This window comes from Pseudomonas sp. FG35 (assembly GCF_057809295.1).
This window is the reverse complement of record NZ_JBMDJR010000022.1, coordinates 1-20,175: the sequence shown is the minus strand read 5'-3', so window position 1 is coordinate 20,175 and position 20,175 is coordinate 1. Positions and strand designations below refer to the sequence as shown.

The following is a 20,175-nucleotide window of genomic DNA, read 5'->3' as shown; positions in this document are numbered from 1 at the left end:
ATGCTGCCTCTGTGGATCGCCCTGCAATTTCTCAGTAGCCTGCCGATTCGTCTGCCGGGCATGCCGGCGCCGGAACAGCTCGGCCGGTCGCTGTTGTTTTATCCGCTGGTGGGACTGTTGTTCGGTGTCATTCTCTGGGCGCTGAACATTGCCTTGGCCGGCACGCCGTTGCTGTTGCACGGGGCGCTGTTGCTGACGGTGTGGGTGCTGCTCAGCGGGGCGTTGCACCTTGATGGTTTGGCGGATAGCGCCGATGCATGGCTCGGCGGTTTCGGTGATCGCGAGCGTACGCTGACGATCATGAAAGATCCGCGCAGCGGGCCGATTGCCGTGGTGACGCTGGTGTTGGTGTTGTTGCTCAAGTACGCCGCGTTGCTGGCCTTGATCGAACAACAGCAGGGCATGGCGTTGATCATCGTGCCGCTGATCGGCCGAGCGGCGTTGCTCGGACTGTTTCTCACCACGAGCTATGTGCGGGCCGGCGGGTTGGGGCAGGCGCTGGCCGATCATCTGCCACGCAAGACAGGTTGGCAGGTGCTGGCGGTGAGTGCGGCGGTGTGTTTGGTGATTGCCGGGTTCAATGCTGTCGTGGCGTTGCTGCTGGCGGTCATCGTGTTCATCTGGCTGCGGCATTTGATGGTGCGACGACTGGGTGGGACCACCGGTGATACGGCCGGTGCGTTGCTGGAATTGCTGGAGATGTCAGTGCTGGTCGGGCTGGCCTTGTTTTGATAAGTAACTTTGATCTGTAACTTGATTTAACACAGTCGCGGGTATATACACGCATCATGCTTCCATCTCAGTGTTTGTGCACCAACCTGCGACGCGCCGCACGTGGCGTCAGCAGGCATTACGACGGCGCTCTCGACGGCTTCGGGATCAACGTTGCCCAGTATTCTTTGCTGTGCAATCTGCAGCGGCTGGATCAACCGAGCATTTCCGAACTGGCCGAGGCGATGGGCCTGGATCGCAGCACCCTCGGGCGCAATCTGCGGGTACTGGAAGGCGAGGGGCTGGTGGCGCTGGCTGAAGGCGAAGACATGCGCAACCGCATCGTCCGGCTCACCGAAACCGGTGCGCAACGCCTGGCAGCGGCACTGCCAGCCTGGGAAGCGGCGCAACAGCGGTTGATCGACCGACTGGGTGCCGAGAAGCGTGAAACCTTGCTGCGGCTATTGGATGAACTGGCCTGAGGGCCGGTTTTTTCCGAATCTAAGCGGGTATATACCCGCGACTGGAGAATAATAATGAGTTCGATGTGGCGTACGTGCGGTTGGGTGTTGCTGGGGAGTGCGCTGATTCTGGCGTTGTCATTGGGCGTGCGGCACGGCTTCGGTTTGTTTCTGTCGCCGATGAGCGCCCAGTTTGGCTGGGGCCGTGAGGTGTTCGCTTTCGCCATCGCCTTGCAGAACCTGATCTGGGGCCTGGCGCAACCGTTTACCGGCGCACTGGCTGACCGCTTCGGCGCAGCAAAAGTGGTGCTGATCGGCGGGGTGCTCTACGCCTTGGGCCTGGTGTTCATGGGCCTGTCGGAAACCGCGTTGGGCTTGTCCCTGAGCGCTGGCTTGCTGATCGGTATCGGTCTGTCCGGCACCTCGTTTTCGGTCATTCTCGGCGTGGTCGGCCGCGCGGTGCCGCCGGAAAAACGCAGCATGGGCATGGGTATTGCCAGTGCTGCCGGTTCTTTCGGCCAGTTCGCGATGCTGCCGGGCACCCTCGGGCTGATCGGCTGGCTCGGCTGGTCGGCGGCATTGCTGGTGCTGGGCCTGCTGGTGGCGCTGATCGTGCCGCTGGTGAGCATGCTCAAGGACAAACCGCTGCCGGTACTCGGCCATGAACAAACCCTGTCCGAAGCCTTGCGCGAGGCGTGTTCGCACTCCGGGTTCTGGCTGCTTGCGTTCGGCTTCTTCGTCTGCGGATTTCAAGTTGTGTTCATTGGCGTGCACTTGCCAGCGTATCTGGTCGATCAGCACCTGCCGGCCACCGTCGGCACCACCGTGCTGGCGTTGATCGGCCTGTTTAACATCTTCGGCACTTACACCGCCGGTTGGCTCGGTGGGCGGATGTCCAAACCGCGTCTGCTGACCGGGCTCTATCTGCTGCGCGCCGTGGTGATCGTGCTATTCCTGTGGTTGCCGGTGACGACGACCTCGGCCTATCTGTTCGGTATGGCCATGGGCTTTCTTTGGCTGTCCACGGTGCCATTGACCAACGGTACGGTGGCGACCTTGTTCGGCGTGCGAAACCTGTCCATGCTCGGTGGGATCGTGTTCCTGTTCCATCAGTTGGGTTCGTTCCTCGGCGGCTGGCTGGGCGGGGTGGTGTATGACCGGACCGGGAGTTATGACTTGATCTGGCAAGTGGCGATTCTCTTGAGCCTGTTGGCGGCAGCGCTGAACTGGCCGGTGCGCGAGCGTCCGGTCGAGCGCCTGCAACCGCGTGCGAGCGCTGCATGAACCGTTTCTGGCCGCAGATCGTCGTCACCGCACTCGGCGCCGCGTTGCTGGCGCTGGTGTGGTGGGGCTGGCATCAGGGCGGGCTGGCGCTGATGCAGTTGGGCATGGGTGCTTGCTAGATCGGCGGGAGGGCGAGTAACGTCGAGGTCTGACGATTGCTCAAGGATGCCCGACATGCTCAAGCGCTGGTGTGCTGTTCCCGCGTTGCTGATGGCGTTGACCGGACTGGCTCAGGCCGCGGATTGTCCGGATCTGTTGCAAGGTTCGTTGCCCAAGTTGCGGGCCAAGGAATCCATCGACCTGTGTCAGCGTTACGCCGACAAACCGCTGGTAGTGATCAACACGGCCAGCTTCTGTGGTTTCGCGCCGCAGTTCGAGGGGCTGGAGGCGCTCAATCAGCGCTACAAGGCCCAGGGCCTGGAAATGCTCGGCGTACCGTCCAATGACTTCAAGCAGGAGTCCAAGGACAGCGCCGAGACCGCCAAGGTCTGCTACGCCAACTACGGCGTGACGTTCACCATGACCGAGCCGCAGAAGGTTCGGGGTGACGATGCGACTCACTTGTTCCAGGTGCTGGCCAGGCAGAGCAGCGCGCCGAAGTGGAATTTCTACAAGTACGTCATCGACCGCCAGGGCAAGGTGATTGCCAACTTCTCCAGCCTGACCAAACCGGATGATCCGGAATTTCTGGCAGCCATCGAGAAAGCCATTGCCTCCCAGTCGCTGAAACCCTGATCGACACCCATCAAAAAGCCCCGCCTCTGTGAAGAGAGCGGGGCTTTTTATGGCGAGGGGTTAGCCTCGCCGTGCAGCATCAGAAGCGGTAGGTTGCGCCGACACCGAAGCCGTTTGCCGAGTTTTCATACTGCGAGTTGTAGCTCTGGCCACGATCGTTTGTGTTGCGAATGTTGACCTTCTCTTCCTTCAGGTACGAGTAGGCAACGTCGATGGTCAGGTCTTCGGTCGGGCTCCAGCCGGCACCGATACTGAAGATGGTCCGGTCGCCGGTCGGTATGCGTGGCGAACGGTCGACGTTGTTGGTCGGCGACTGGTCGAACGTCAGACCGGTACGCAGTACCCATTCCTTGTTCAGTTGGTAGGACGTACCGATGGCGTACGCCCAGGTGTCATGCCAGTTCTGTTCTTCGGTGATCTCGCCGAACTGGCCAGCCAGCAGTGGCTGAACGCCGGAGTTCTTGACGGTGATCTTTTCCAGCTGGCTCCAGCGGGTCCAGGTGGTACCGGCGTAGACGTTCCAGCGATCGTTGATCGCCTGGGTGACCGAGAGGTCCACGGATTCAGGCGTGGTGATCTTCAGCGAAGCGTCGTACTTCTGGTTCGCACCCAGGCCGATCGCGCCCAGCACACCGTAGTTGACCTTGGTGTTGCCTTCGAGCTTGTAGTCGACTTTCGAGTGGTAGGTCAGACCCAGGCGAGTGCTGTCGGTAGCCTGTACCAGCACCCCGATGTTGTAGCCCAGTGCGGTGTCGTCACCCTTGATCTTGACCTTGCCGTCCGGCGCAGCCTGGGTGATCGACAGGTTTGATTCAAGCGAGCCGTCGATACGGTTGATGGTCGGGCCGAAACCGATCGACACGACGTCGTTGAACTTGTAGCTGACGGTTGGCTGGAAGGTAATGATCTTGACTTCGGACTTGCTGCCGAAGTAACGGCCGGCGAAGCCGTTTTCATAGTCGGTGATCAGGCCGAAGGGTACGTACACACCCAGACCGAATGCCCAATGCTCGTCGATCGGCTTGACGTAGTAGCCCATAGGTACGGAGGTGAAGGGCACCATGTCGCCTTTGTTGCTGCCGCCGTTCGGGCTGGAGCTGGCGTCGCTGATATCGGTTTTTGCATCGAGGAATGCAACGCCACCGGTGACTTGTTCGCGCGTGATGCGCGACATGCCGGCAGGGTTGCCGTAAACAGTGCTTGCGTCGTCGGCAGAAGAAGATCGCCCGGCGTACCCAGTCCCCATCCCGCTGATGCTGTGTTCGTTGATGGCAAAGCCAGCCGCGAAGATCTGGGTGGATGCCACGGTTACGGCAAGGCTAAGGGTGGTTTTGAGCATGACTTTTTTCATTATTAGAACTCCTGGTGATCACCGGGGCGAAAATTACCAACATTTTCGTCCCGGCGCTATAGTCCGTATGCCTTGAGTTAGAGCGGTTTTGTAGGACAATCCGACCAGATTCGCTACTCGTTGGGCGATGTTGCAAAACCGGTGGGTCAGCAAGCGACCTGATTCAGCGGTGAAACACAGGTTTGCCAGGCGCAGGTGAAATCGCGCAGACGACCTTGAGGCTGGAAGGTCTGACGCCAGATGCGCGCCATGCCCAGCAGATCGTCCGGCTCGGGGAGGATGGGGTTTTGTTCTTCCACCAGCAGCCAGGCGATGGCCGTGGCGTAACGCAGGTTGACGGTCAGTTCGAGGTGCGGCCCGCTGAGAAATGCATGTTGGCTGGCGAGGCCGCGCACCAGGCTGGCGCGTTCCGGATCCAGCGCCAGGTAATGGTCCCAGAGGGCCTGATGACGGTGTTCGGCAATCCGGTACAGGCCGTGGCCACGGCGGTCATGCAGGGCGGAACCGAGGGCGGACTGGCTGGCGGCAATGCCCAGCAGAAGGGATTCGGCAGTTGCGCAGTGGCGTCCCAGGTAGATCAGCGTAGGACGGATCACGTAGCGGCACAGTTCGCTGGCAGCGATACCCATAAAACCCTCGGATCTTGTTATTCGGGCGGCGAGACCTGAAGGGGAGCTTGGCAGCTGTGGATCGACTCAGGCTCGCCGGAAGCGGATCACGCCGCTTGAGTTGAAGTGTAGTGTCATATTCGCGACGTAAAGGCCTGTTTTTAAAATATTTCCGGTGACGCGTTATAACCGTTATATCGGTTGGTGCTTAAGCGAAAAGGGTAAGGGTGAAATATCGGGCAATAAAAAGCCCCGCATTTTCAGCGGGGCTTTTGCTTTTGCAGCCATTTCGGCCTCTCAGGCGATCAATGCCTGACGGGTGCGATCAATCACGGCCTGCAGCGGTTCGGCGCTGGAGTATTGATCGGGGTACAGACGCTCGCTGTGGCGGGCGATCCCGTGTTCATTGACCACGGTGAAGCTGAAGCAGCCTTTGCGAGCGGCCATGATCAGGCAGTTCATTGGGGCAAAAGCGTTGGTTAGGGTGCGAATGGCATCCTGAGTCTGGATTTGAGTCGACATAGTTATTAGGTGTTCCTACAAATGACACGGATAAGAACCGTGCAACGTTAAAACGTTCCAGTAACGTCAACCACCATTGGTCGAACGAAGAACCCGACTGGAACAAGGCAGCCAGTTCGAGCGCTATAAAAGTTGGCGCGCTTGGGCTGGCAGGTAGGTACTTAGGAGGACAGGCAACACATCGAGGGCAGAGGTTCTGGGCCCGGGGTGAAGATCCTGATCAATTTGCAGGTTGGTTAGGTCAGAGTAAATGGTCTTCGCAACACCCTTTGCATTCAGTTCAAAGGCTGTGTCGTCGCAAGATTTACCTGGAAACCATCGAGGGGTCGATCCCGCTTTTTTCGGTGAAGGCTTCTGTGAGAGAACCTTGACCGTGGGGGTGTATTCGACCGGAATTGACTTTCAGCTTGGTACTAACGCCGCGGATACTAACCGAACGCTCCAAAGAAGGCAAACCCGCTGAACAAAAAAATCCCGAGATATCGCCCAGGCCTTGAAACTTGCCCCGATCCGGTTCAGATCATGACCGTCGGTCGCCACAACCTGGCAGGCGCGGAAGCTCGACGCAGAGGCCTATCCCCAGGCCGAATGCCAAAACGACCCGAAAAGGCGCATCGATATAACCGCGTAGCAGGTACTTGTGCACATTAGTTGCGCAGACTGTAACGGTGCTGTCATAACGATCCTGACCCCGGTGGCTGCCTGTAACGAAAGTTTAAGTCAATGAAAAACATCGCTTTTTTTTACTGGTGAAAAAATCGTCAGTTTGACTGAGAGCCCCATTCCACAAGGCTTTGCGGCGACTGGAGGACGGTTGTCCACTGAGTTATCCACAGCTTCTGTGGATTGTCCCGAGCGCTTGCTCTAGCACGGGCGTGCCGGGTTTTTTTCGACTTTACCTGTGCGAAAAAAAGAGTAGAGTGGCGCGCCTTCCGATCTGTCCCACAGTGCTTTATGAAGTTTCGTTCAGCTACAGACTCTGTTACCTCCCAACCCCCTCGTGTTACCGCTCCCAAGCGATTTTCCGTGCGCGTGGCCGAATGGCTGCTGGACAGCCCCCGACTGGGCGACAGCCAGAATGCCAAGCACCTCGCCGGCCGCCTGCTCAAGCAACCGGCCCGGGAGGGGGTGGTCGCGGCGCAGAGTCGCCTCGGCCAGTTGATGTGCCGCGAGTGCGGCAATGCCCGGGATCGGCGGATCGGCCAGGACCTGCTGCGCCAGGCCGCCCGTGCCGGTGACCGACGCGCGCAACAGGAACTCGGCCTGATCGAAGACTGAGCTGTCCAAGACCAGACGCCTTGGTTAACCTTCAGGCTTTATCGGATTGGCGGGAATCACTATGGCGATGGACTTGACCAGCATCCTGCTGGGGCTGGCAGGTGCGGCGGTGCCGCTGCTGGCACTGGCCTGGCAACTGCAACGTCGGGCCAGTCAGAACCAGTCTGAAGTCGCGTTGCTCGAAGAGCGGCTGGCCATGGCGCAGATGGCCCAGGATGGCCTCAATGCTCAACTTGAAGCCTGCCGCGATGAAATCGCCGACCTCGGCCAGGCCAATGCCGCCAAGCAGGCGGATCTCGCCGCCGTGCGCCGGGAAGTCGAGCTGCTGCAGATCGAGCGCGATGACGCTCGTGACGCCGCCCACGCCTGGAACCTCGAGCGCGCCAACAAGGAAGCTGAATTGCGCCGCCTGGACGCCCAGGCCGCTTCGCTGAATGCCGAGTTGCGCGAGCAACAGGAAAGCCATCAACAACGCCTGGATGACCTGCAAGGTTCCCGCGACGAGCTGCGCGCGCAGTTCGCCGAACTGGCCGGCAAGATCTTCGATGAGCGTGAACAACGTTTCGCCGAAACCAGCCAGCAACGCCTCGGCCAATTGCTCGATCCGTTGAAGGAGCGCATCCAGTCGTTCGAAAAACGCGTCGAGGAAAGCTATCAGGCCGAAGCCCGCGAGCGTTTTTCGCTGGCCAAGGAACTGGAACGCTTGCAACAACTGAACCTGCGCCTGAGCGATGAAGCGACCAACCTGACCCGCGCTCTGAAGGGCCAGAAAACCCAGGGCAACTGGGGCGAGCTGATTCTCGAGCGCGTGCTTGAGCATGCCGGGCTGGAGAGGGGGCGCGAGTACCAGACCCAGGTCAATCTCAAGGGGCCGGATGGCGAGCGTTTCCAGCCGGACGTGATCATTTATCTGCCGGGCGACAAGCAGGTGGTGGTCGACTCCAAGGTCAGCCTCACCGCCTATCAGCAATACGTCGCCGCCGACGACGATGCCATCGGCCAGATCGCCATGAAGCAGCACGTGCTGTCCTTGCGCAGCCACGTCAAAGGCCTGGCCGGCAAGGATTACAAACGTCTGGAAGGCTTGCACAGCCTCGATTTCGTCTTGCTTTTCGTGCCCATCGAAGCGGCGTTTTCCGCTGCGTTGCAGGCTGAGCCGACGCTGTTTCAGGAAGCCTTCGACCGCAACATCGTGATCGTCAGCCCGACCACATTGCTGGCGACGCTGCGGGTCATCGACAGCTTGTGGAAGCAGGAGCGCCAGAGCCAGAACGCCCGGGAAATCGCCGAGCGCGCCGGCTGGCTGTACGACAAGTTCGTGTTGTTCATTCAGGATCTGGACGAAGTCGGCAATCGCTTGCAGCAACTGGACAAGGCCTACAGCGCGGCGCGCAACAAGCTGACGGAAGGGCGCGGCAACCTGGTCAGCCGCAGCGAGCAGCTCAAGTTGCTCGGCGCGCGGGCCAGCAAAAGCTTGCCGGCGGATCTGCTGGAACGCGCGATGACCGACGCCGACGGCCTGGTCGAGCTGCCTGAATAAGCCGCTCTGCTAGAGCGGCAAGTAGCGACTCAACAACGCCCGCAACGCCGCCGGTTTCACCGGTTTGGCCAGGTAATCCAGCCCCGCCGCGTGCACCTGGGCCACGGTTTCCGGATGTCCGTCGGCACTGATCACCACGCCGGGCACCGGCTCGCCCAGTCTTGTGCGCAACCAGGCCATCAGATCGGTGCCGGTTTCGCCGTGATCCAGGTGATAGTCCACCAGTGCCAACTGTGGGCGCACGCCCTCGTCGAGCAGTGCCGCGCATTCTTCGCGGTTGCGCGCCGTCCACACCTGACAGCCCCAGCGCGTGAGCAGGCTGTTCATGCCGATCAGAATGCTGTCTTCGTTGTCGATGCACAGCACCTGCGCGCCGCTGTGCAATTTACCGTTTATTTCCACCGCCGCGGTTGGCTGCACGGTCTGCGCTTTGGCCAACGGCACACGAACGCTGAACACGCTGCCGCGCCCCGGCCATGAGCGCACACGCAAGGTGTGGCCGAGTACGCGGCACAGGCCATCGGCGATCGCCAGGCCCAGGCCCAGACCTTTTTCGGCGCGGGTCTGGTGACTGTCGAGGCGTTTGAACTCCTCGAAGATCACTTGCTGTTTGTCCTCCGGAATCCCCGGTCCGCGATCCCACACTTCCAGACAGATTTCGCCTTTACGCCGACGCACGCCCAGCAGCACCGGGCCTTTTGCGTAGCGGAACGCGTTGGTCAGGAAATTCTGCAGAATGCGTCGCAGCAACTTGATGTCGCTGTCGATGCGCAGCTGACTGCCACGTACCCGGAAACTCAGGCCTTGTTCCTGGGCCAGTGCCTTGAACTCGGCACCGAGAATATCGAACAGCTCATTGACCGCGAACGGCTTGCGATCCGGGTTGATCTTGCCGTTTTCCAGGCGGGAAATGTCCAGCAGGTCGCTGATCAGGTCTTCGGCCGAACGCAGCGAACTGTCCAGATGCTGCACCAGTTTCTGCGCTTCCTCGCTCAAGCCGTCCGCCTGATGGGAGAGGGCGGCGGAGAACAGCCGCGCCGCATTCAATGGCTGCATCAGGTCGTGACTGACGGCGGCGAGGAAGCGGGTCTTGGACTGGTTGGCCGCCTCGGCATTGCCCTTGGCTTCGGTCAGTGCGACGTTGAGTTGCGACAGTTCCTGGGTTCGTTCGCTGACCCGTTGCTCCAGCCCTTCGTTGGCTTCGGTCAAGGCCTGTTCGGCTTCGCGGAACGCGGTGATGTCGGTGAAACTCATGACGAAACCGCCGCCGGGCATCGGGTTGCCGATCAGTTCGATCACCCGGCCGTTGGGGAACAAACGCTCGGACGTGTGAGCACGACCCTGACGCATCCAGTGCAGGCGCCGGGCGACATGAACTTCCGCTTCACCGGGGCCGCACAAGCCACGCTCGGCGTTGTGGCGAATGATGTCGGCAATCGGCCGGCCAACGCTGATCAAGCCGTCCGGGTAGTTAAACAGCTCCAGATAACGGCGGTTCCAGGCCACCAGCTTCAGCGACTGGTCGACCACGCTGATGCCCTGGGTAATGTTTTCGATGGCGCCTTGCAGCAGCGCGCGGTTGAACTGCAGCACTTCCGACGCTTCGTCGGCGATCCGTACCACGTCCTCCAGCTGCATTTCCCGACCTTCGATGGCGGCTTTTACTACAGCTCGCGTCGAAGATGCGCCAAGGACACCCGCCAGCAATCGCTCGGTATGGGCGATCCATTCGCCGTCGGCGTTCTGATTCGGGTTGAAGCCTTTGCCCTGACGGTAGGCGAAGCGGATGAAACTCTGCCGGGCGCGTTCTTCACCGACAAAGCGTGCCGCCAGTTGCAGCAGGTCGTCGATCTGCACCGCCAGCATCGAGCGTGCGCTTGGCCGTGCGCTGATTTCCTGACCGATGAAGCGCCCGGCCTGCCAGTGCTCCGACACCCGCGTGCGCGACAGCACCGAAACCCAGGCGAACAACGTGAAGTTACCCGCCAGCGATAGCACCACGCCTTGGGTCAGCGGGGTAATCGGCAGGTTCAGCGGGTTGCTGTGCAGCCAGGCGAGGCCGGGGAAGCTGTCCAGCGACCAGCCCAGGCTGCGCGCAGCGATCGGCAGGACCAGGGTGTAGAACCACAGGAACGTACCGGCGGCGAGGCCGGCGAACACGCCGCGGCGGTTGGCCTGTTTCCAGTACAGCGCGCCGAGCATCGCCGGGGCCAGTTGGGTGACTGCCGCGAAAGCGATCTGGCCGATGGTTGCCAGGCTCGCAGTGGAACCGAGCAAACGGTAGCTGACGTAAGCCAGCAACAGAATCACCACGATGCTGACCCGACGCACCGAGAGCATCCACTGACGGAACACTTCGAACGGGCGCTCGGCGTTGTTGCGGCGCAGCAACCATGGCAACAACATGTCGTTGGAGACCATGGTCGACAGCGCCACGCTCGCCACGATCACCATGCCGGTGGCTGCCGACGCACCGCCGATAAACGCCAGCATCGCCAGCGCCGGGTGAGCCTGGGCCAGTGGCAGGCTGATAACGAACGAGTCGGGGATGACCGAGCTGGGCAACATCATCTGACCGGCCAGGGCGATCGGGACGACAAACAGCGCGGCCAATGCGAGGTAGGCGGGGAACACCCATTTGGCCAGGCGCAGATCCTGCGGGTCGATGTTCTCGACCACTGTCACGTGAAACTGCCGGGGCAGGCAAATGATCGCCATCATCGCCACGCCGGTCTGCACCACCATCGATGGCCAGTTGATGGTTTCTTTCCAGTATTCCTCAAGGCGCGGGGCGAGCATCGCCTGATTGAACAGGTCGTCGAAACCGTCATACAGCCCATAGGTGACGAAAGCGCCGACGGCGAGGAAGGCAAACAGTTTGACCAGCGATTCAAAGGCAATCGCCAGCACCATGCCGCGGTGGTGCTCGGTGGCGTCGAGGTTGCGCGTACCGAAAACGATGGTGAACAGCGCCAGCACCAGCGACACGATCAGCGCCGTGTCCTGGGCACGGGTGCCCATGGCGTCGGCGCCGGCCCCGATCAGCAGGTTCACACCGAGGACGATGCCTTTGAGCTGCAAAGCGATATAAGGCAGAACGCCGACCAGACAGATCAGCGCGACGACCACCGCCAGCGATTGGGATTTACCGTAGCGGGCGGCGATGAAGTCGGCGATGGAGGTGATGTTCTCCTGTTTGCTGATCATCACCATTTTCTGCAGCACCCACGGCGCACCGAGCAACAGCAGGATCGGCCCGAGATAGATCGGCAGGAATGACCACAGTTGTTCGGCGGCCTGACCGACCGCGCCAAAGAACGTCCAGCTGGTGCAATAGACCGCCAGCGACAGGCTGTACACCCAGGCACGCACCCGTGGCGGCAGCGGGGTGCTGCGACGGTCGCCGTAGAAGGCGATGGCGAACATGATGGCCATATAGGCCAGGGCGACGGCGGCGATCAGCCCGGTGGACAACGACATGGAACACTCCCGACAGAAAACGACCGGACTCGCGCCCGGTCAGACAGTCTCGCACGGGCGCGGCGGTTAGTCAGTGTCGACCAAGGTCGTGGCGCGGCGGGGTGTCGCAGGAACAGAACCGGGCAGTTCTGATCAGTCCGGTTTGAGCGCGAGGTCGATCAGGCGGTGCAGTTCTTCGACTTCCAGCGGCGCTGCCGAAAACAGAATGCGAAATACCACCGGGGACACCACCAGATTGATCAGCCGATCCACGCTCGGCGCCGGTTCCTTGGGGTGGCGCTCGATGATGGTCTGCAACTGCGCGCCGATGATCGCCACGCAGTAGCCCGGCGTTGCACTCGCCTGCACGTCGCGCATCATGTTGCGCCCTGGCTCCGAACTCATTTCGTCGAGATATTGTTCCGCCCACGCGCGGATATCGCTGCGCAGACTGCCGGTTTCCGCCGGCTCGCTGTCGGGGCGCATGCGGGCGAGGGCGACGTCGGCCAGCAAGGTCGCCAGATCGCCCCAACGCCGATAAATCGTCGACGGCGTCACACCGGCGCGCGCCGCGATTTGCGGGACGGTCACCGTTGAGCGCTCCTGTTCTTGCAGAAGCGCGCGGACTGCCGAATGAATCGACTCTTGCACCCGGGCACTGCGACCGCCGGGGCGTAAACCTTCTTTAATAGCCATGCGGCAGACCTTAACACAAAGAATTTGCTTTAAGCGCAAGCCGAGAGCACACTCCGCAAAAGCAAAAAATTAGCTTTTGCGGAGTGTGCCCATGACCAGCCTTGCTTCCAACCGTTCCAGCCTGTGGTTTCTGGCGATCACCTTACTGAGTTTTCTCGCCGCTTCCACTGCGCCGACGCCGTTGTATCACCTGTATCAGGATCAGCTGCATTTTTCGGCAGCGGTACTGACCCTGATTTTTGGCGTCTATGCCCTCAGTCTGCTGGCCGCGTTGCTGACGGTCGGGTCGCTGTCGGATCACTTGGGACGCAAACCGGTGATCTTCACCGCCGTGACGCTCAATGCGCTGGCGATGCTGCTGTTTATCTATGCCGACAGCGTGGGCTGGCTGATCGGCGCGCGAGTGCTGCAAGGTTTCGCCACCGGCATGGCCACCGCCGTGTTGAGCGCAACGCTGCTCGACACTGATCGCCAGCAGGGGCCGTTGATCAACAGCGTTGCGCCTTTGCTGGGCATGGCGTTGGGCGGCATGGGCTGCGGTTTGCTGGCGGAATTCGCCCCGGCGCCGTTGCAATTGACCTATTGGCTGCTGCTCGCGCTGTTTGTGTTGCAGGGCATTTATGTCTGGCGCCTGCCGGAAAGCGTCTCGCCGCAGGCCGGAGCGTGGGCCTCGTTACGGCCGACCCTGCACGTGCCGGTTCAGGCCCGCTCGACGCTGTGGCGAGTGTTGCCGCTGAACACCGCGACCTGGGCGCTCGGCGGCTTCTATGCCTCGCTGGCGCCGTCGCTGGTGCGCACGGCCACCGGCTCCACCTCCAATCTGATCGGCGGCGCGACCGTGGCGGCGCTGACCGTGACCGGTGCATTGATGATCTTCACGTTGCGCAATCGTCCTGCCTCCCGCGCGCTGCAACTCGGGGCGAGTCTGCTGCCGGCCGGTGTCGTGCTGATTCTGTTGGGCGTGCACAGCGCCAGCCTGTCGCTGTTCTTCTTCGGCACGCTGGTGGCCGGTTGTGGCTTTGGCTCCGGTTTTCTCGGCGCTGTGCGCAGCCTGGTGCCGCTGGCGTTGCCCCATGAGCGGGCTGGTTTGATGTCGGCGTTTTATGTGCTGAGTTACCTGGCGTTCTGCCTGCCGGCGTTGCTGGCAGGGCACTTCACTCATAGCGTGGGCCTGCTGGCCACCACCGATGTGTATGGTGCAGTGCTGATCGTGTTGGCGGTCGGTGCGCTGTTGATGAGTTTCCGGGCGCAAGCGGCGAAGACCTGCAGCGCTCCATAAGCCCGTCGGATTCGGTTAGCCTTGGCCAGCCCCACTTCTTCTCACGGATCGACGCATGAAGATTATCCGCAGCAAGACCTTTACCGCCGAGCGCGCCTGGGGCGCGCTCGACATCGCCAATATGAACGGCATCACCACGCGCCTGCACTGGACCGATCAGCCTTACAAATGGCACGTCAATGACGGTGAAGAAGTGTTTGTGGTGCTTGACGGTCAGGTGCTCATGCACTATCGCGAAGAAGGTGAGGAGAAGCAGGCCTTGCTCGACGTTGGCGACATCTTTTACGCGTGCATTGGCACTGAACACGTCGCTCATCCTCAGGGCGCAGCGCGGATTCTGGTGATCGAAACCGAAGGTAGTGTCTGACCGCATATCTACAAAACAGATAACAGTTAGAGATATTACCCGTTATATAGATATTCGATTCAGTTCTACCATGGACTCAACCTCACCTGAGGACAGGAGTTCATGAATGATTTGCCCCAATAGCGTCAAACCCGGCATCAAGCCATTCAGCCAGCTTCAGCACCCGCTTGAAGTGATCCGTCAATTCACCCCGAACTGGTTCGCCGCCACCATGGGCACCGGCGTGCTGGCGTTGGCGCTGGCGCAATTGCCGGTGTCCATTCCCGGCCTGCGCGCGGTGGCCGAAGGGCTGTGGCTGTTCAACATTCTGTTGTTCGTGCTGTTTACCGCTGCCTACGCCGCGCGCTGGATTCTGTTCTTCGACGAAGCGCGGCGGATCTTCGGCCACTCCACGGTTTCGATGTTCTTCGGCACCATTCCCATGGGCCTGGCGACCATCATCAACGGCTTTCTGCTGTTCGGTCTGCCGCGCTGGGGCGACGGGGTCATTCATCTAGCTGAAGCATTGTGGTGGCTGGACGTGGGGATGTCGCTGGCCTGCGGTGTGTTGATCCCCTACATGATGTTTACCCGTCAGGAACACAGCATCGATCAGATGACCGCCGTCTGGCTGCTGCCGGTGGTGGCGGCAGAAGTGGCCGCGGCCAGCGGTGGACTGCTGGTGCCGCATCTCGCTGATGCGCACTCGCAACTGGTGGTGCTGGTGACCAGTTACGTGCTCTGGGCCTTTTCCCTGCCAGTGGCGTTCAGCATCCTGACCATCCTCTTGCTGCGCATGGCCTTGCACAAACTGCCCCACGAAAACATGGCAGCCTCGAGCTGGCTGGCCTTGGGGCCAATCGGCACCGGCGCCCTGGGCATGTTGCTGCTGGGTGGCGACGCCCCGGCGATCTTCACGGCCAACGGTCTGCCGGGCATCGGCGAAATGGCGTCGGGCCTGGGCCTGGTCGCCGGGCTCACGCTGTGGGGCTTCGGTCTGTGGTGGATGTTGATGGCGCTGCTGATCACTTTGCGTTACCTGCGTGACGGCATTCCGTTCAACCTCGGCTGGTGGGGCTTCACCTTCCCGTTGGGTGTGTATTCGCTGGCAACCCTGAAACTGGGCAGCACCTTGCACCTGACGTTCTTCAGTGTGGCCGGTTGTGTGCTGGTGGCGTTGCTGGCGGTGATGTGGCTGATCGTCGGCAAACGCACGCTGCAAGGTGCGTGGCGCGGCGAGCTGTTTGTTTCACCGTGCATTGCAGGTTTGAAGAAATAACCTGCGAAGATTAGGTAATGTGTGGCCTGGATCGCGGTTCGAGATTCTTATAATCGTAGCCAGGCCACTGACTACCTTCTCTTTCCAAAAACAACAGGGTCACACGGAAGATGAGTCACCCCTCACAGTTCAACCTGCTGCGTACCCGGCGCTTCCTGCCGTTTTTCATCACCCAGTCGCTGGGCGCGTTCAATGACAACGTGTTCAAGCAGTCGCTGATCCTCGCCATTCTCTATCGGCTGACCATCGAGGGTGACCGCTCGATCTGGGTCAACCTGTGTGCGTTGCTGTTTATTCTGCCGTTCTTTCTGTTCTCGGCGCTGGCCGGGCAGTTCGGGGAAAAATTCGCCAAGGATGCGCTGATCCGTCTGATCAAGCTGGCAGAAATCGCCATCATGGCCGTGGGATCCGTCGGCTTCCTGTTCGATCACCTGTCATTGATGCTGGTGGCGCTGTTCGCCATGGGCACGCACTCGGCGCTGTTCGGGCCGGTGAAATATTCGATCCTGCCACAGGCCTTGCGCGACGACGAACTGGTCGGCGGCAACGGGCTGGTGGAGATGGGCACGTTTCTGGCCATTCTGGCCGGGACCATTGGGGCCGGGGTGATGATGTCGTCGGCCAATTACGCGCCGGTGGTGTCCGCCGCGATTGTCGGCATCGCGGTGCTGGGTTATCTGGCCAGTCGCAGCATCCCGCGCGCAGCAGCGGCGACCCCGGAAATGCGCCTGAACTGGAACATCTTCAGTCAGTCGTGGGCGACCTTGAAACTCGGCCTGGGGCAGACGCCTGCGGTGTCGCGTTCGATTGTCGGCAACTCGTGGTTCTGGTTCGTCGGGGCGATTTATCTGACGCAGATCCCGGCTTATGCCAAGGAGTGGATGCACGGCGACGAAACCGTCGTTACCCTGATTCTGACGGTGTTTTCGGTCGGTATCGCACTGGGCTCGATGCTGTGCGAGAAGCTGTCCGGGCGCAAAGTCGAGATCGGCCTGGTGCCGTTTGGCTCGTTCGGGCTGACGGTTTTCGGTTTGTTGCTGTGGTGGCATTCCGGTGGAATTCCGGAAAGCGCCGTCGGCCACAGCTGGACCGAAGTGCTCGGTTTTGGCCATGCGTGGGCGGTGTTGATCGATGTGTTGGGCCTCGGAATTTTCGGCGGTTTTTACATCGTGCCGTTGTACGCATTGATCCAGTCACGCACCGCCGAGAACGAGCGGGCGCGAGTGATCGCGGCCAACAACATTCTCAACGCGCTGTTCATGGTGGTCTCGGCGATTGTCACCATCGTGTTGTTGAGTGTGGTGAAACTGTCGATTCCGCAGCTGTTCCTGGTGGTGTCGCTGCTGAACATCGGCGTCAACGCCTACATCTTCAAGATCGTCCCCGAGTTCAGCATGCGTTTCATGATCTGGCTGCTCAGCCATTCCATGTACCGCGTAGAGCATCGCAACCTTGAGGCGATTCCCGATGAGGGCGCGGCGTTGCTGGTATGCAACCACGTTTCGTTCGTCGATGCCTTGCTGATCGGCGGCGCGGTGCGTCGGCCGATTCGCTTTGTCATGTACTACAAGATCTACAACCTGCCGGTGTTGAACTTTATCTTCCGCACGGCGGGGACGATTCCTATCGCCGGACGTCACGAAGACATTCAGATCTACGAAAAGGCTTTCACCCGGATTGCCCAGTATCTGAAGGACGGTGAGCTGGTTTGCATCTTCCCGGAGGGCAAGTTGACCGCCGATGGCGAGATCAACGAGTTCAAGGGCGGGCTGACGCGGATTCTCGAAGAAACGCCGGTGCCGGTGATTCCGCTGGCGTTGCAGGGGTTGTGGGGGAGTTTCTTCAGTCGCGATCCGAACAAAGGGGTATTCCGGCGCTTGTGGTCGCGGGTGACGCTTGTGGCGGGTGCACCGGTCGCCGTGGAAGCGGCGCAGCCGGCGGAGTTGCAGGCGTTGGTCGGGGAGTTGCGCGGGACTGTCAGGTAGTTGTTAAGAAAGCCGCCATCCCTGACGGATGGCGGCAACGGCTCAGGCGCTGACCTTGAGCCCGATCAGCCCTGCGACGATCAACGCCACACTGGCCAGGCGGATCAACGCCATCGATTCGCCAAACAAAATGATTCCGGCAATCACCGTGCCCACGGCACCGACCCCGGTCCAGATCGCATAAGCCGTGCCCAGCGGTAGTTCCTTCATCGCCAGCCCCAGCAAGCCCAAGCTGACTGCCATGGCGGCGACGGTGAGAGCGGTGGGCAGCGGACGGCTGAAGCCGTCGGTGTATTTCAGGCCGACAGCCCAGCCGACTTCGAACAGGCCGGCGAAAAACAGAATGATCCAGGACATGGAAGACCTCCATCGATTGACGGGGCCGTCCCCTGATTGAAAACTCGATTGAGCCGCAGGGTCGTCCCCGCGTGGCGCACATACTACCTAAAAATGTGCGCTGCACCGCGATCCGGAATCAGTCGGCCGTCTGTTGTGCCAACGTCTCACGGTCTTCTTTTTCGCTCATCCGCCGGAACCAGGTCGACAGCAGCGCCCCGGAAATGTTGTGCCACACACTGAACAATGCACTTGGCACCGCCGCCAGTGGCGAAAAGTGCGCACTGGCCAGCGCAGCACCCAGCCCCGAGTTCTGCATGCCGACTTCCAGCGCCAGGGACTTGCGCTGCGGCAGCGGCAGGCCGAACAGGCGTCCGGTGAAATACCCCAGCAAATAGCCGAAGCTGTTGTGCAACATCACCACGGCCATGATCAGCAGACCGGATTCGGCAATTTTCGCCTGGCTGGCGGCGACCACGGCGGCAACGATGATCACGATGCTGACCACCGACACCAGCGGCAGCACTTCCACCGCGTGGCGCACCTTGTCACCAAGCACACGTTGCGCGACCACGCCGAGAACGATCGGCAGCAGCACCACTTGCAGGATCGACCAGAACAATTCCATGAACGAAACCGGCAACCACGCCGAGGCCAGCAGCCAGATCAGCGCCGGGGTCAACAGCGGGGCGAGGAGGGTGGTGACGGCGGCGATGGCCACCGACAGCGCCAGGTCGCCACGGGCCAGCCAGGTCATGACGTTCGAGGAGGTGCCGCTCGGGCAGCAACCGACCAGAATCACGCCGACGGCGATTTCCGGCGGCAAATGAAAGATCTGGCACAGCAGCCACGCCATCCCCGGCATGATCACGAAATGCGCGACGACCCCCAGCGCCACACGCCACGGATGGCGAGCGACGGCGGCGAAGTCGTCGAGTTTGAGGGTCAGGCCCATGCCGAACATCACCAGCCCGAGCAGCGGCACGATGGCGCCTTTGAGGCCGAGGAACCAGGCCGGCTGGAGGAACGCGATCACCGCGAAAATCAGAACCCAGTAAGCGAAGGTATTGCCGACAAAACGACTCAGTGCAGCCAGTGCGCGCATGGCCTGTTCCTTATTATGTGAAAACGCCACCGAAGCGGTGGCGTTTGAAGATAACCCAAAGACTGCGCAGAGGCTTAGATCCCCTGCGGTGTCTCTTCGCCGCCCAGTGCTTCAACCAGCGCCGGCAGGAAGTCGCCGAACGTCAGCATCATCAGGGTGAAGCTGGCGTCCAGTTGGCCGAGGGCTTCGTCGCCGCCGTCCTGTTCCGCCTGATCCTGCAACAGATCTTCGAACTTCAGGCGCTTGACGGTCATCTTGTCGTCGAGCATGAACGACAGTTTGTCCTGCCAGGCCAACGACAGTTGAGTCACCACCTTGCCGGTGCTCAGGTGCAGCTGGATTTCTTCGCTGGTCAGGTCCTGACGCTTGCAACGCACGATGCCGCCGTCTTCGTGGGTGTCGCGCAGTTCGCACTCGTCCAGCACAAAGAAGTCCGGGGCGGCTTGCTGGGTGGTGACCCACTCGGTCATCACGGCGGTCGGCGCGGTTTTCACGGTCAGCGGACGAACCGGCAGGGTGCCGATCACTTCACGCAGGGTGGAGAGCAGGTCTTCGGCGCGTTTCGGGCTGGCCGAGTTGACCAGGATCAGACCCTGTTTCGGCGCGATGGCGGCGAAGGTCGACGAGCGGCGGATAAAGGCGCGCGGCAGGAAAGCCTGGATAATTTCATCCTTGATCTGATCGCGTTCCTTCTTATAGACCTTGCGCATCTGCTCGGCTTCGATCTCTTCGACCTTTTCCTTGACCGCGTCACGCACGACGCTGCCCGGCAGAATGCGTTCTTCTTTACGGGCGGAGATCAGCAGAAAGTCACCGCTGACGTGCACCAGTGGAGCATCTTCGCCCTTGCCGAACGGCGCGACAAAACCGTAAGTGGTCAACTCCTGGCTTGCACATGGACGCGCCAGTTTGGTGGCCAGTGCAGTTTCCAGCGCCTCGGCATCGACAGGCAGGTCTTGGGTCAGGCGATAGATAAGCAGGTTTTTGAACCACATGGGGTGAGTCTCTCCTTCATACAAAGGGGGGCATTATTGTCTTCGCCGGGTCATAGGCCAACCCTTCTCTAAGCCTTTGGAAGGGCTAAGAAAATTATTTAAAAAAGTGCTTGCCAGAGGTTGGGTCGCTCCGTAGAATGCGCGCCACACCGAAGCGAAGGGTGATTAGCTCAGCTGGGAGAGCGTCTGCCTTACAAGCAGAATG

The 20,175-nt window shown here is 60.8% G+C and carries 19 protein-coding genes; 11 read left to right on the top strand and 8 right to left on the bottom strand.

Annotation, left to right across the window (positions count from 1 at the left end):
* Genes ACODTD_RS27260 through ACODTD_RS27240 form a run of 5 tightly spaced genes read left to right on the top strand, consistent with a single transcriptional unit; the run spans position 1 to position 3,191 of the window.
* The gene (locus tag ACODTD_RS27260) at positions 1-732 is read left to right on the top strand and encodes an adenosylcobinamide-GDP ribazoletransferase (RefSeq protein WP_489105387.1); all 732 of its coding nucleotides are present in this window, start codon (positions 1-3) and stop codon (positions 730-732) included.
* 56 nt (positions 733-788) lie between these two features.
* Positions 789-1,193 carry a MarR family winged helix-turn-helix transcriptional regulator gene (locus tag ACODTD_RS27255; RefSeq protein ID WP_007950413.1) on the top strand — a complete coding sequence of 135 codons (405 nt, stop codon included), beginning with the start codon at positions 789-791 and terminating at the stop codon, positions 1,191-1,193.
* Between the two features lie 54 nt (positions 1,194-1,247).
* Positions 1,248-2,456 (top strand): MFS transporter, encoded by a 1,209-nt coding sequence (locus tag ACODTD_RS27250; RefSeq protein ID WP_011333148.1) that lies wholly within the window; start codon positions 1,248-1,250, stop codon positions 2,454-2,456.
* Complete coding sequence (locus ACODTD_RS27245) at positions 2,453-2,575, top strand: hypothetical protein (RefSeq protein WP_007950415.1); 123 nt, start codon at positions 2,453-2,455, stop codon at positions 2,573-2,575. The genes ACODTD_RS27250 and ACODTD_RS27245 overlap by 4 nt, the downstream gene beginning before the upstream one ends.
* Positions 2,576-2,630: 55 nt before the next feature.
* Positions 2,631-3,191 carry a glutathione peroxidase gene (locus ACODTD_RS27240; protein ID WP_011333149.1) on the top strand — a complete coding sequence of 187 codons (561 nt, stop codon included), beginning with the start codon at positions 2,631-2,633 and terminating at the stop codon, positions 3,189-3,191.
* Between the two features lie 79 nt (positions 3,192-3,270).
* Here the strand turns inward: ACODTD_RS27240 and ACODTD_RS27235 are convergent, their stop codons facing one another.
* From ACODTD_RS27235 to ACODTD_RS27225, 3 genes are all read right to left on the bottom strand, one after another.
* Entirely contained in the window at positions 3,271-4,542 is a 1,272-nt protein-coding gene (locus ACODTD_RS27235; RefSeq protein ID WP_011333150.1) for an OmpP1/FadL family transporter, read from the bottom strand.
* A gap of 146 nt (positions 4,543-4,688) precedes the next feature.
* Positions 4,689-5,171: a hypothetical protein gene (locus ACODTD_RS27230; RefSeq protein ID WP_011333151.1), complete on the bottom strand. Its 483-nt coding sequence runs from the start codon at positions 5,169-5,171 to the stop codon at positions 4,689-4,691.
* Positions 5,172-5,447: 276 nt separating this feature from the next.
* Entirely contained in the window at positions 5,448-5,672 is a 225-nt protein-coding gene (locus ACODTD_RS27225) for a hypothetical protein (RefSeq protein ID WP_007950419.1), read from the bottom strand.
* Between the two features lie 954 nt (positions 5,673-6,626).
* Here ACODTD_RS27225 and ACODTD_RS27220 point away from each other — a divergent pair.
* Both ACODTD_RS27220 and ACODTD_RS27215 read left to right on the top strand, forming a co-directional pair.
* Complete coding sequence (locus ACODTD_RS27220; protein ID WP_011333152.1) at positions 6,627-6,950, top strand: SEL1-like repeat protein; 324 nt, start codon at positions 6,627-6,629, stop codon at positions 6,948-6,950.
* 175 nt (positions 6,951-7,125) lie between these two features.
* Entirely contained in the window at positions 7,126-8,490 is a 1,365-nt protein-coding gene (locus ACODTD_RS27215) for a DNA recombination protein RmuC (RefSeq protein WP_285354675.1), read from the top strand.
* A 9-nt stretch (positions 8,491-8,499) separates the two neighbouring features.
* Here ACODTD_RS27215 and ACODTD_RS27210 read toward each other — a convergent pair whose 3' ends face one another.
* Both ACODTD_RS27210 and ACODTD_RS27205 read right to left on the bottom strand, forming a co-directional pair.
* Positions 8,500-11,970 carry a hybrid sensor histidine kinase/response regulator gene (locus tag ACODTD_RS27210; protein ID WP_285354598.1) on the bottom strand — a complete coding sequence of 1,157 codons (3,471 nt, stop codon included), beginning with the start codon at positions 11,968-11,970 and terminating at the stop codon, positions 8,500-8,502.
* Positions 11,971-12,102: 132 nt separating this feature from the next.
* Positions 12,103-12,645, bottom strand: coding sequence for a TetR/AcrR family transcriptional regulator (locus tag ACODTD_RS27205; protein ID WP_221616135.1), 543 nt, complete (start codon positions 12,643-12,645; stop codon positions 12,103-12,105).
* A gap of 91 nt (positions 12,646-12,736) precedes the next feature.
* Here ACODTD_RS27205 and ACODTD_RS27200 point away from each other — a divergent pair, with 91 nt between their 5' ends.
* The 4 genes from ACODTD_RS27200 to ACODTD_RS27185 all read left to right on the top strand — a co-directional run bounded on the left by ACODTD_RS27200 (position 12,737) and on the right by ACODTD_RS27185 (position 17,534).
* A complete protein-coding gene (locus ACODTD_RS27200) occupies positions 12,737-13,924 on the top strand; it encodes an MFS transporter (protein ID WP_221616134.1) in 1,188 nt (395 codons plus the stop codon).
* A gap of 55 nt (positions 13,925-13,979) precedes the next feature.
* A complete protein-coding gene (locus tag ACODTD_RS27195; RefSeq protein WP_011333157.1) occupies positions 13,980-14,291 on the top strand; it encodes a cupin domain-containing protein in 312 nt (103 codons plus the stop codon).
* A gap of 106 nt (positions 14,292-14,397) precedes the next feature.
* Positions 14,398-15,549, top strand: a complete 1,152-nt coding sequence (locus ACODTD_RS27190; protein WP_221616133.1) for a TDT family transporter — start codon at positions 14,398-14,400, stop codon at positions 15,547-15,549.
* A gap of 110 nt (positions 15,550-15,659) precedes the next feature.
* Positions 15,660-17,534 carry an MFS transporter gene (locus ACODTD_RS27185; RefSeq protein ID WP_489105386.1) on the top strand — a complete coding sequence of 625 codons (1,875 nt, stop codon included), beginning with the start codon at positions 15,660-15,662 and terminating at the stop codon, positions 17,532-17,534.
* A gap of 42 nt (positions 17,535-17,576) precedes the next feature.
* On the opposite strand, the gene sugE is transcribed toward ACODTD_RS27185, so the two are convergent.
* From sugE to rdgC, 3 genes are all read right to left on the bottom strand, one after another.
* A complete protein-coding gene (gene sugE / locus ACODTD_RS27180; protein WP_285354599.1) occupies positions 17,577-17,891 on the bottom strand; it encodes a quaternary ammonium compound efflux SMR transporter SugE in 315 nt (104 codons plus the stop codon).
* Between the two features lie 118 nt (positions 17,892-18,009).
* Positions 18,010-18,975 carry a bile acid:sodium symporter family protein gene (locus tag ACODTD_RS27175; protein WP_085611471.1) on the bottom strand — a complete coding sequence of 322 codons (966 nt, stop codon included), beginning with the start codon at positions 18,973-18,975 and terminating at the stop codon, positions 18,010-18,012.
* A gap of 74 nt (positions 18,976-19,049) precedes the next feature.
* Positions 19,050-19,970: a recombination-associated protein RdgC gene (rdgC, locus tag ACODTD_RS27170; protein WP_007950430.1), complete on the bottom strand. Its 921-nt coding sequence runs from the start codon at positions 19,968-19,970 to the stop codon at positions 19,050-19,052.
* Positions 19,971-20,175: the final 205 nt, after the last annotated feature.